The 12,633-nt window shown below is 30.4% G+C and carries 10 protein-coding genes; 5 read left to right on the forward strand and 5 right to left on the reverse strand.

Annotated elements, in window-relative coordinates; translation table 11 throughout:
* Window positions 1–107 precede the first annotated feature (107 nt).
* The 3 genes from CLOBL_RS24750 to CLOBL_RS24760 all read right to left on the reverse strand — a co-directional run bounded on the left by CLOBL_RS24750 (window position 108) and on the right by CLOBL_RS24760 (window position 4,361).
* Window positions 108–1,733, reverse strand: a complete 1,626-nt coding sequence (locus CLOBL_RS24750) for a glycosyltransferase (protein ID WP_077861442.1) — start codon at window positions 1,731–1,733, stop codon at window positions 108–110.
* A 75-nt stretch (window positions 1,734–1,808) separates the two neighbouring features.
* Complete coding sequence (locus CLOBL_RS24755) at window positions 1,809–2,948, reverse strand: glycosyltransferase family 61 protein (RefSeq protein ID WP_077861443.1); 1,140 nt, start codon at window positions 2,946–2,948, stop codon at window positions 1,809–1,811.
* Between the two features lie 282 nt (window positions 2,949–3,230).
* Window positions 3,231–4,361: a glycosyltransferase family 61 protein gene (locus CLOBL_RS24760; RefSeq protein WP_077861444.1), complete on the reverse strand. Its 1,131-nt coding sequence runs from the start codon at window positions 4,359–4,361 to the stop codon at window positions 3,231–3,233.
* Between the two features lie 376 nt (window positions 4,362–4,737).
* Between CLOBL_RS24760 and rfbF the strand changes: the two genes are divergently transcribed.
* The 5 genes from rfbF to CLOBL_RS24785 all read left to right on the forward strand — a co-directional run bounded on the left by rfbF (window position 4,738) and on the right by CLOBL_RS24785 (window position 10,712).
* Entirely contained in the window at window positions 4,738–5,511 is a 774-nt protein-coding gene (rfbF, locus tag CLOBL_RS24765) for a glucose-1-phosphate cytidylyltransferase (protein WP_077861445.1), read from the forward strand.
* Window positions 5,496–6,566: a CDP-glucose 4,6-dehydratase gene (gene rfbG, locus CLOBL_RS24770; protein ID WP_077861446.1), complete on the forward strand. Its 1,071-nt coding sequence runs from the start codon at window positions 5,496–5,498 to the stop codon at window positions 6,564–6,566. Before rfbF ends, rfbG begins: the two co-directional genes overlap by 16 nt.
* 3 nt (window positions 6,567–6,569) lie before the next feature.
* The gene (gene rfbH / locus CLOBL_RS24775) at window positions 6,570–7,913 is read left to right on the forward strand and encodes a lipopolysaccharide biosynthesis protein RfbH (protein WP_077861447.1); all 1,344 of its coding nucleotides are present in this window, start codon (window positions 6,570–6,572) and stop codon (window positions 7,911–7,913) included.
* Between the two features lie 13 nt (window positions 7,914–7,926).
* The gene (locus CLOBL_RS24780; RefSeq protein WP_077861448.1) at window positions 7,927–9,657 is read left to right on the forward strand and encodes a thiamine pyrophosphate-binding protein; all 1,731 of its coding nucleotides are present in this window, start codon (window positions 7,927–7,929) and stop codon (window positions 9,655–9,657) included.
* A gap of 125 nt (window positions 9,658–9,782) precedes the next feature.
* A complete protein-coding gene (locus tag CLOBL_RS24785) occupies window positions 9,783–10,712 on the forward strand; it encodes an NAD-dependent epimerase/dehydratase family protein (RefSeq protein WP_077861449.1) in 930 nt (309 codons plus the stop codon).
* Between the two features lie 41 nt (window positions 10,713–10,753).
* Here the strand turns inward: CLOBL_RS24785 and CLOBL_RS24790 are convergent, their stop codons facing one another.
* Window positions 10,754–11,827 carry a glycosyltransferase family 2 protein gene (locus tag CLOBL_RS24790; protein ID WP_077861450.1) on the reverse strand — a complete coding sequence of 358 codons (1,074 nt, stop codon included), beginning with the start codon at window positions 11,825–11,827 and terminating at the stop codon, window positions 10,754–10,756.
* 264 nt (window positions 11,828–12,091) lie between these two features.
* On the reverse strand, window positions 12,092–12,633 hold a 542-nt coding region (locus tag CLOBL_RS24795), incomplete at its 5' end, for a collagen-like protein (RefSeq protein WP_143323948.1).

Raw genomic sequence — 12,633 nt, forward strand, 5'->3', positions numbered from 1 at the left:
ATAAATAACGAGTCCAAAATAGCCTTGCAAGTGGACTTGTTATTTATTTGATAGTATCTTATATTAAACTTCGATTGATATAAGCTTAAGTTTAGTAAATGATGCAATTACTCTAATAATATATTTATAAATTTAGTGTAACAACGTATATATTCACCTTTAAGTTTCATTACTTCTTCATTATTTTCTGCTTCATTATTATATTGTTCAATAAATCTAATGAGGTCTCCATTATATTCTTTATACCATGCTAAAAGACTTTGTAGAAGCTCTCTTTTATCTTTAAGAAAAAATCCATCTTCATATGAAGAAATAATCAGCTTAAAAAAATCAAGTGAAGCCCAGAAAGCTAAAGTGGTATCTTGAATGCTCTGAGAATTGTGAATCCTAAAATAACTTAAAGGTTCAGAAATATACATCATATTTCCTTTTTGCAATAACTTAAGCCACAAGGATATATCACCTAAACAGTATATTTGGTATTTATCATAGTCGATTAAATTATAGTTTTCGCAGTCAAATTCCAAGGCTTTTCTTTTAAACACAGCAGTAGTAAGTTCACCAATATAGTTAATCATTGACAAAAGAAGTTTTTTTCCAGCTTCTTCTCCGGTTAAGAGAGTATCATAAGAATATTGACAGACAGTTCTAAAATTATCGTTATAATAATTACCATTTTCGTCAATCATTTTTCTATAACTTGTTACTAGAGAAAGGGTATCATCATAAAGAAAATAATCAATCATTTTAGCTATTTTATTAAAGTCCCAAAGATCATCGTGTAATAAATAGTTTATATATTCACCTGATGACTCTTTAAAACACTTATTAACATTAAGCTTACCTCTATGACCAAGTGGACCGCCATTGTTAAAATATTTAATTTTATTGTTTTTTGCCATATATTGTTCAATCAAAGCTTGTACATCATTAGTAGTACTATCATCACATATAATAATTTCAGTATTTCGGTATGTTTGGTTTAGTGCGGAGTCAAGTGCAGACTTTAGATATTTAGTTTGATTGTAAGCAGGAATTAATATGCTGACTAAAGGAAATATGTCTTTAGAGTAAGTATCCAGGAACTTATTGCGATATTTTTCAAAGCCGTTTGTTGTATTTACAATTCCGCAATCATGAATGCACCACGGAAATTTTTGATTAGGAACTACTACCTTAAAGCCCTTTTTTATAAATTCAATGCTCTGTGAGGCATCATAAAAATGCCATCCATCAAAAATATCTTCCATCCAGGGAAGATCATATTGTGTTATCATCATAAATCCATCTATTCCTTTTACTTCGGAATATAAATCATTAATTTCATTAAAAATTAATAAGTCCATGGTTCCACTATGACTGTCGTAGACTTTCCCTACTTTTTTGGAATCCTCCCACCATATTCCTGATACTGGAATGATTTTTGCTCCAACCATACCAATAAGCCCTATATTTGGATCTTCTTTAAATATATTTAATATTTCATTTATAAAATTGTTATTTTGTATATAAACATCTTGATGAAGATAAACTTTATATTTAGAGTCACTTTTTTGAATTGCTTCATTATATGCAGAAGCTATACTTTTGGCGTCTCTTATAGCTATTATTTCAATTTCAATACCACTAGGTACTTGAAGTTTATTAATAAACGATAGACTTCTTTCATATAAAGCTTCATCATCTACGCAAGTAATAAATGCAATTTTATTTTCATTTATATTTATCAACATTTGATACTACACCTTCCCGTAACAGCTTAGTTACTTGAAACTACTTTTATTATATTAATATAATAAAGAGTTTATCTAGTTAGTTTTTAAGATAGTGTTTAGAAAATTTCTCAAATATTCTTCATTTAATATAAAAGTACCTTGATAATATGGCATATTGGAGTGTCCGGAAAGACCTCCATCTAGAAAATAGTATTTTAATTCAGATATACCAGCTATAGTTGAGTACCATGGTGATTGAATGTTCTTTGGCTGTATAAATATTATATTTGCATTTTTATTTGCAAATATTACATTTGTAAGTCCAGCACCAGATGCACCAGCTATGAATTCTGCTTCAGAAAAAGTCTGCAATTGATCATGAAAAGACATATCTTGAGGAAATATAATTTCGAAACCAAAGGATTTAAAAATATTTTCTACTTCAATTTGATTTTCTAACCTTGGTATGGGAGATTTTCTTCTTGAAATATATAATTTTCTATGAAGATTATTGTTTTGTATTGATAAATTTTTATTTAGAGGTTTAATAGCCAAATCATCAATGATAATATCTTCATATTTTACTAAAAAGCCTGGTTTTAGATTCAATGGATAGATCGCTAAATCTGAAATGTATATTAGTTTATTCACTTTATAATTATAACCGCTAATTAAAGGGATAATCTCTCTTCCTTGCTTATTTAACATTTCCAATTCTTCTTTTAACTGAGGTATAGTAAGACAAATCGCATCAACTAATATTGGAATGTCGTTATATTCGGAAATTTCATTTACAAGTAATAATTTAGAAGCTACTTCAATTTGAAAGTGAGAGTAATTAGAAGAGGCACTGGAAGTAAGCATTATTCCTTCCTTAATAATTTTAGATGATTCAGTATAACCAATAAAAGCTTGACGATTTCTCATGTCAAAAATGTTATTGCCTCTAAAATCAAATTTATTTTCATTATTCTTAAATGCTAAATCATAGATACAAAAATTTTTATCATCAAAAATTATAGGGTTAGCACCAATTAAATTTACATTAGATAATTCAGCTGTATAAATTTCAGGAAATTTACTATCTATAGAAGCAATCGCTTCGGTATTATCACTATAATTTGGCAAGTATATTTTCTGAGGATGTGCTTCTTTTATAACAGAATATTTATAATTATGAGAAGTACAATATTCTTTACAAGTAATATTTGTTAAAACTTTTTGGACAGACATTAATTATAAGCCACCTTTCAATCTGTCAATAATATCTTAAGATTAAATTTTTATTATATATGTGAATATTAACTTTAAAATATTAAATGAATTTTTAGAATTATTTGTTTCATTTATAATAGAATTATTTCAATTAGAAATCATATAAAATTAATACATTTTATGAATTGAACAATATTAATGTTACATAAAATTTAATAATAGAATTTATAGTGTTACGAATTTAATAGAAGTGTGCAGGTTAATATAAAGTAGGAGGGACTGCACTTAAGAGATATATACTTATTTAAATTGTGTTAAAAAGTTTCTTACAAGTTCTGCATTAGGTTTAAATGCATTCTGCCAATATCTATAAGGGGTTATTTTAGATAATTCTGCATCTAAAAAATAAGATTCTTGTCCTAATATGCCTGATATATTAGAAATCCAAGGTGATTCTATGGCCTTAGGCTGTATACATATGATTTTTGCATTTTTATTTGCAAATATAATATTTGTAAAGCCAGCACCATATGGACCAGCTATGAATTCAGCTTCTGAAAATATCTTCAATTTATCTGCAAAAGACATAAATTCAGGATAGATGATTTCATAACCATGCTCAGTGAAAATCTGCTCAATAATATCTTGATTTTCTAATCTAGGATTGCCTGAATTTCTTCTAGAGATATAAATTTTCTTAAATATGTTGTTATTTTCAATTGCTAAAGTTTTATTTAGCGGTTTAATACATAAATCATTTAAAACAGAATCTTTGTAATGGAGTGGATAACCTCTTTTTATTTCAATTGGATACATTACTAAATCTGAAAGATATATAAGCTTTTTTACATTATAACAGCTTCCTTTTCTTAGGTAGATTATTTTGTGATTATTTTTATTTAACAGCTGTAATTCTTCTAGGTAATGAGGTATACCAAAGCAGATTTCATCAATTAATAGTGGAATATCAGCATACTCTTTAAATTCATTAATAAGACATAATTTAGAAAGCACTTCTGTGTGAAAATGAGAGAAGTTAAAAGCACATCCCGATGTAAGCATTATACCTTCTTCAATACTCAAAGCAGGATCATCATAGCTAATACATGTAATATCCTTATCTACATATACTGTATTGTTAATTTTTAAATCAAATTTTTTCTCATCATCTTTAAGTGCAATATCATAAATGCAATAATTATCTTTATCAAAAATAATATAATTAGCACCAATTATATTAACATCACTTAATTCAGAAATAAGGATTTCAGGGTACGGTACATCTATATTACTAATAAAATCTTTGGTATCTCTATAATTTGGTATATATAGTTTTTGAAGATGCTCGTTCTTTATAATGGAATATTTCATATTATGAATATCGCAATAGTTTTTACAGGAAATATTATTTAATTTTTTTTCAATGGTCATTTATTACACCTCTGTTTAATAATGTTTTGGATTTTTGATTGTATTTCTGTCAAGCGCAGGAAGGTAATTAAATTCTAAAGAATTATTCAGTATATATTATGATGATTCATTGTAGTTGAATACAAAAAGTACATTATTTAATTTTGACGAAGGAGTTATTCACCATTATTTCGCATAACCTTTCTTCTGCTGCATATAAGTATATAAAAAATGATTTATGCCTATGAAGTGAAGAAATGTACTGGTAGATGGATTTGTTATTTTTTGAGTGTGTATTATATTCCTTGTGCTTATATTATATAAAATATTAAGACTTGAAATTATGCAAATAAATAGCTGAAATTTTTAAAGAAAGCAATTAAAAAAGGAGTAATAGATGAAAGTCGTTATATTAGCAGGCGGATTTGGAACAAGGATTTCAGAAGAAAGTCACTTGAGGCCAAAGCCTATGATTGAAATAGGAGGCATGCCTATTTTATGGCATATTATGAAAATATACTCTCATTATGGATACAATGATTTTATAATTTGCTGTGGATATAAATCACACGTGATTAAGGAGTATTTTTCAAATTACTATTTATATGGAAGCGATGTTACCTTCAATTTTGGTAAAAATAATAAGATGACTGTACACAGTAATTTTTCAGAGCCTTGGAAAGTTACATTGGTAGATACAGGACTTAATACTATGACAGGAGGGCGCGTTAAAAGAATACAAAAATATATCAGTGATTCCACATTTATGCTTACATATGGAGATGGAGTCAGTGATGTTGATATTTCTGAGTTAATTAAATTTCACAAAAGTCATGGAAAGATGGCAAGTATGACAGCAATAAATATTGAACAGAGATTTGGAGTTCTTGATATAAATAAAGATAATGTGATCAATTCTTTTAGTGAAAAGAATGATAATTGTGGAAGCATGATTAATGGCGGTTTTATGGTACTAAGTACTAAAATTTTCAATTATATTGAAGGTGATGCTACAGTATTTGAAAAAGAGCCTCTAGAAACAATTGCTAAGCTTGGACAACTTATGGCATACAGACATAAAGGCTTTTGGAAGTGCATGGATACACAGAGGGATAAGCAGCAGCTTGAAGCTTTATGGGAAAGTGGTGAAGCCCCATGGAAAAAATGGTGACAACGCTCGAGTTTTATAAAGGGAAGAAAGTTTTAGTAACAGGTCACACTGGATTTAAAGGAGCCTGGCTTTGCAAAATACTTGTACAAGCTGGTGCGGAAGTTACAGGGTATTCTTTAAATCCACCTACGAAACCAAGTTTGTTTGATTTATCTGGAATTGGAAAGAGGTTAAATTCCATAATTGGAGACATTAGAGATTTAAAAAGACTCATGGAGGTGTTCGGTAAATATAAGCCGGAAATAGTATTTCATCTTGCAGCGCAGCCTATTGTGCGTGATAGTTACAAAGATCCGGTTTTAACTTATGAGACTAATGTAATTGGGACAGTAAACATACTTGAATGTATCAGAAAAAATGAATGTGTAAAATCATTTTTAAATGTTACAACAGACAAAGTGTATAAAAACAATGAATGGGAATGGGGATATCGTGAAAATGAGCAATTAGATGGCTTTGATCCTTATTCTAATAGTAAGTCATGCTCCGAACTTGTTACCCATAGTTATAAAAATTCTTTCTTTGCAGAAGGAAAAACTGCTGTTTCTACAGCAAGGGCTGGAAATGTGATAGGAGGGGGGGATTTCGCAAGTGATAGAATAATTCCGGACTGTATTAGAGCTGCTGAAAGAAAACAACCTATTAGTATAAGAAATCCGTATTCAATCAGGCCATATCAGCATGTTTTAGAAGCAATAGGAGCATATATTTTGATAGCACAAAAGCAATATGAAGATATGAAATATTCAGGATATTATAATGTTGGTCCTAATGAGGATGATTGTATAAAGACTATAGATTTAGTAAAATTATTCTGCAAAAAGTGGGGAGAAGGTATGAGTTGGCAAGATAAATTTATTGAAGGGCCTCATGAAGCAAGCTTTTTAAAATTAGATTGTTCCAAGATAAAAACTGTATTTGGCTGGAAGCCAACATGGAATGTAGAAACTGCAATAGAAAAAACCGTCGAGTTGGCAAAATGCTATTTAAAAAAGGATGACATAAATGAATGTATGAATAGACAGATTGTAGAATTTTTCTATAAGGGAGAATAAGATATGGCAGATGAGCTAGTTAGGGAAAAAGACAAAGCGGAGATTTTAAGACTTGTCAGTGAATACTATGATAAATACCATAAAAAAACTAATTATAAAAGGGGGGGAAGAATTCCTTATGCAGCTAGAGTTTATAATAGTGAAGAAATGGTAAATCTTGTGGACAGTTCACTTGAATTTTGGCTTACAGCAGGAAGATATACCATGAAGTTTGAAGCTGAATTTGCTAAGTTATTAAACATAAAATATTGCAGTTTAGTTAATTCAGGTTCAAGCGCTAATTTAATTGCTTTTATGGCACTTACTTCACCGATTTTAGGCAATAGAGCTGTTAAAAAGGGAGATGAAATAATTACTGTTGCTGCAGGATTTCCGACTACAGTAGCACCTATAATTCAATTTGGTGCAATACCAGTTTTTGTAGATGTCACAATTCCACAGTATAACATTGATGTGACAAGGCTTAAAAAGGCTCTTTCAGATAAAACAAAGGCAGTTATGGCAGCTCATACCTTAGGAAATCCATTTGATTTAAGTTCAGTTAAAGATTTTTGCAACAAAAATAATCTATGGCTCATTGAAGATAATTGTGATGCTTTAGGTGCAGAATATACAATAAATGGAGAAGAAAAGTTTACTGGTACTATAGGAGATATTGGTACTTCAAGCTTTTATCCTCCGCATCACATGACTATGGGTGAAGGAGGAGCAGTATATACAAATGATCCACTACTTAATAAAATAATTCGTTCACTTAGAGACTGGGGAAGAGATTGTATCTGTCCGCCAGGAATGGACAACTATTGCAAGCACCGTTTTGATAAACAATATGGTGAATTACCATTAGGTTATGATCATAAATATGTATATTCACATTTTGGTTATAATTTAAAGGCGACTGATATGCAGGCCGCTATTGGATGTGCTCAGCTTAAAAAATTACCAGCATTCATTAAAAAAAGGCGTAAAAACTTTAAAGAATTAAAAGAAAAATTAGTAGAATTAAAAGATAAGCTTCTTCTGCCTATCCCTTGTCAGAATTCTAATCCAAGCTGGTTTGGTTTTCTTATTACATGCAAAAAAGGAGTGGATAGAAATAAACTAGTCCAATATGTTGAAAGTAAAGGTGTTCAAACCAGAATGCTGTTTGCAGGGAATTTAATAAAACATCCATGTTTTGATGAAATGAGAGCAGATGGTAATGGATATCGCATAGTTGGGAGTCTTGAGAATACAGACAAAATTATGAGAGATAGTTTTTGGGTAGGAGTGTATCCAGAAATGACTAATGATATGATAAATTATATGGCAGATACAATTAAAGATGGAGTGAATAAACAATTATGAAGGGAACTATAATGTGAAGGTAAGTGATTATATTGTATCTTTTCTTATAGAGAGAGGAATTAGTGATGTATTTGGATATCCAGGTGGAATGGTAACACATCTTATGGATTCTTTTGATAAATATAAAGAACATATTTTAATTCATTTAAATTATCATGAGCAAGGGGCAGCTTTTTCTGCTTGTGGATATGCACAAGTTTCAAATAAACCTGGAATTGCATATGCTACTAGCGGACCTGGTGCTACAAATTTAGTTACCGGTATTGCAAATGCTTATTTTGATTCGATACCATGTGTTTTTATTACAGGTCAGGTTAATACTTATGAAGCAAAAGGAAATCTGCCAATAAGGCAAAAAGGATTTCAGGAAACTGATATTGTAAGCATTGTAAAATCTATTACAAAATATGCAGTAAAGATTGAAAATGAAAGAGATATTAAGTATGAACTTGAAAAAGCATTTTATCTAAGCAGCAATGGTAGAAAAGGACCAGTCTTAATTGATATTCCAATGAATATTCAAAGAGCTGATGTTATTTTAGAAGACTTAAGATGTTATGAAGAAAATAAAAGTAAAATAGATGATTTTGACTATAATGATATGAAAAGTACTATGCTCAAAATGCTTAAAAGCGCTAAAAAGCCAGTCATTTTAGCTGGAAATGGTATCAATATCGCAAATGTTGTTAAAAAATTTAGAAGATTTGTAAACCTAGCAGGAATTCCTGTTGTCACGAGTATGATTGGAAGAGATGTACTACCTAGTAACACTAAAAATAATTATGGATTTATAGGTGCTTATGGGCATAGATATGCAAATTTTATAATATCAAATAGTGATTTAATTATAAGCTTAGGCTCTAGGCTTGATTGCAGACAAACAGGAAATAATCTTAAAATTTTTGCAGAGAAAGCGAAACTTTTAAGAGTGGATATAGATAATTTTGAACTCACAAATAGAATAAAAGCTGATGAAATATCAATTTTAGCAGACTTAGAGAAAATGATTCCAATGTTAAATGCAAATGAATTTAAATTAAAGGCCAATTATAAAAAATGGATAGATGCATGCACTAAAATAAAGCAGGAACTTAAAGATATTGATTCACAATATGAAAACAATATTGTAAAAGAGTTTTCGAGTATTGTTCCAGATGATTCTATTATAACAACTGATGTAGGTCAAAATCAGGTATGGATAGCTCAGTCTTTTGTAATTAAGAACAATCAAAGAATGCTATTTTCTGGAGGGCATGGTGCAATGGGGTATTCACTTCCATGCGCGATTGGTGCATATTATGGAAGCAAGAAAAATGTTATTTCTTTCAATGGAGATGGCGGATTGCAGATGAATATTCAGGAACTTCAATTTATAGCAAGAGAAAATATCCCTGTTAAAGTAATATTGCTTAATAATAAATCGTTAGGAATGATTCGCCACTTTCAAGAAATGTACCTGGATTCTAATTTTGTACAAACAAAAAAGGAGAGCGGATATATAGCACCTGATTTTCAAAAAATAGCCAAAGCATATGACTTGCCCTATATGAAAATAAATTCAATAGAAGAAATTTCAAAGTGTGTAAATGTATTAGCAGACGAAAATCCTTGTTTTATAGAGATTTGTTTAACTGATGCTACTTATTTATATCCAAAACTAGCTGTAAATAAACCTATATATGATCAAGATCCTGCCTTGGATAGAGAAAAGTTTAACAGGCTGATAAAAATTTGTGATATTTAAATTAGGCATATGAAAATAGGCTGGCAAATGGACTTGTTATTTGCTTGATTATGCCTTAGTAGAGCTAGTAATTTGCTAGTTCTACTAGATTTATGATTTAGCAATCCAAAGGATGATGATAAGTTTTGAAAAATGTAGTAATAACTGGTGCTACTAGCTTTATAGGAATGCATATAATTAAAGAATATCTTAAAAATGATTGCAAGGTTATAGCTGTAGCCAGACCTAATTCAAAAAACTTAAATAGATTACCTAAAAGTAATTTATTAACGATTATTGAAATGGATATGAAAGAAATAGATAGGATTACAGAGAAAATTAAAATTGAAAAAGTAGATATATTTTATCATCTAGCTTGGAATGGTACGAGATTACCATATCGAAATGATGCCGCTATTCAAGAAGAAAACTATTACTTTTCAATAAGTGCAATGAGAGCAGCTAAATTATTAGAATGTAATACATTTATAGGAGCAGGCTCCCAGGCTGAATATGGTAAATGCATAGGGAAAATTAGCGAAACTCACAGTTCAAAGCCAACAGATGAATATGGGAAATCCAAATTAAAAGCGTATAAGACTCTTAGAAAAATTGCAGCGAAAAATAATATTAAATTTATATGGGCAAGAATATTTAGTGTATATGGGATTTATGATTATAAGGAAACACTTGTTATGTCAGTATTGCATAAGATGATAAAAAATGAAAATGTACAATTAACTAAATGTGAACAAATGTGGGATTTCATTTATGTAGAAGATTTAGCAAGAGCAATGTATCTGCTTGCAAATACTTCCTGCGTTGATGGAATATATAACATTGCAAGTGGAGAAAGCAGAAAGCTTAAAGAATTTATAATAGATATGAAAAATACCTGCAAATCGGAGAGTGAATTGCAATTTGGAGCAATACCGTATAACAGTGAAACAGCAACAGGGTTTGAACCACTTGTAGATAAATTGAAACAAAATACAGGATGGTATTGTAATGTGAAGTTTACAGAGGGCATAGAAAAGATATTAAAATTTATAAATTTTAATATTGAATACAAATAAATGAGCAGAATAACTTAAAGATATTCTGTTCATTTAATTTATTAACCAATTCCTATGGTTTTAAAATAGTTTCTATTATATAGTATACGCGAATCATTAGGCCTAAATTTAGCAGCAATTTCATTATGCTCATACGCTAACTTATGATCTCCCAGTCTATCATAGCAAACACATAATTGTAAATGAGGTAACCATGTCCAACATGCATCATTAAAAAATCCCCAGCTGTCTTTTGGCTTTTCTAGTTTGGTAGCTTGCTCGTACCAAAAAGCTGACTGCTTATATTTCTTTTCATGTAAAAAAGAAAAGCCTATTTTACAGCAAGCTTCAGCTCTAGGAGTGTCATATTCGAAGCTCCTAAATGCATATCTTCTCCCATCTTCTACCTTATCTATTGATTGATAATAGTCACATATCTTTTCACAGACTCTGATATTATCTTCAAACCAGCCTTGCTTTGAATCCAAGAATTTATTATAGTATTGCAATGCCTCATCAAACATTCTATGGTCATATAATTCATTACCGTAGTAGAGAATATCTCTTGGTGTAAATACAACTCCTTCTTTTAATTTATTCTGATAAATTTCGAGATTTCGCTTTGGAGTTTGCTTTAACTTCCTGTGAGTTATTGCAATTTCGCTGTTAATTATATTTCCTCCAACTGCTAGATATTCATGGACAAAGCCAAACCATTGAAAATTATTACTCCTCTTAACTAGGCGATTACGTCTGTAACTTGCAGTAACATTTCCATATTCATCAAAAGCTGTATTATACTTAGCAGTTACAGAATCAACAGCAGGATCTAAAGTTTCTTTTAAGGCTTTGAATTTTTCGCCATCTTCAGGCAATACAACATCATCAGCGTCTAACCACAAAATATAATCTTTAGTAGCTTTACTAAAAGCAAAATTTCTTGCGGCAGAAAAATCATCAATCCATTTAAAATCATAAATTTTATCTGTATATTTTTTAACAATTTTTTTTGTTTTATCATCAGAGCCAGTATCAACAATTATCATTTCATCAATTATATCTTTTACTGATTCTAAGCAGTTTGCAATTACATCTTCTTCATTTTTAACTATCATACAAAGACTAATAGTTATCAAATAACCACCTTCTTTAAAGTTTTACACTATATAATATGGTAGGAAAAATATTTTGATACAGATTGAACGGCTAATAAAGGGTCTAATTTTATTTTTGGTAAGCAGTAGTAGTTAATTACAAAGAAATTATGAAGAACTATCTTGTTTTAATATATGTAAAATACTGTATTTTGATATAAGATGAAAAAAGATCCCGTTTTATTAATAAAACAAAAAGAAGAAAGGATGCTCAAGAAGAGCATCCCTATAGAGATTAAAAAATTATTAGAAAGCTATGCAGTTTAAATATCTATTAATTGCGCTAGCAGAAGTGACGTTAGTTGCTGTTAGAAAAACAAGTCTTACGTCATAGGTCGTTGTCCCAGTTGTTGTTGCCGTGTCAACATAAGTGTTGCTGACAGGGAAACGCTGAGTTCCAGCACTTGTAATTACTCGATCAACTTCTCTCATGGCAACCAAAGTACCATTACTGTATAGTCTTAATTGGAAAACTATAGTAGAATTTGCCGCAGTAATTACCTGAACTCCAACTGAAAAATCAACTTTAACATTTTGACCAGATGTCGTACTTACATTTGTACTTACTACTGAAGTTTCAGTGCCAAGAGTAATAGAAGCAGCAAGTGTACCACCAGCATCTGTGAAGGCTAGTTGCGGCGCACCAGTAGGTCCAGTAACACCAGTAACTCCAGTAGCCCCGGTTGCGCCAGTAGAACCAGTAGAACCTGTGGCTCCAGTAGCGCCAGTGTCGCCGGTAGATCCAGTAGAACCTGTAACTCCAGTAGCGCCAGTATCACCAGTAGATC

Origin of the sequence: Clostridium sp. BL-8, assembly GCF_002006495.1 — a bacterium.
In the GTDB taxonomy this organism is placed as follows: Bacteria; Bacillota; Clostridia; order Clostridiales; family Clostridiaceae; genus Clostridium.

Coding starts and splice junctions, on each gene's coding strand:
- rfbG (WP_077861446.1), top strand. CDS start 5,496: ATGGAAAAAATGGTGACAACGCTCGAGTTTTATAAAGGGAAGAAAGTT.
- rfbF (WP_077861445.1), top strand. CDS start 4,738: ATGAAAGTCGTTATATTAGCAGGCGGATTTGGAACAAGGATTTCAGAA.
- rfbH (WP_077861447.1), top strand. CDS start 6,570: ATGGCAGATGAGCTAGTTAGGGAAAAAGACAAAGCGGAGATTTTAAGA.
- CLOBL_RS24760 (WP_077861444.1), bottom strand. CDS start 4,361: ATGACCATTGAAAAAAAATTAAATAATATTTCCTGTAAAAACTATTGC.
- CLOBL_RS24750 (WP_077861442.1), bottom strand. CDS start 1,733: ATGTTGATAAATATAAATGAAAATAAAATTGCATTTATTACTTGCGTA.
- CLOBL_RS24755 (WP_077861443.1), bottom strand. CDS start 2,948: ATGTCTGTCCAAAAAGTTTTAACAAATATTACTTGTAAAGAATATTGT.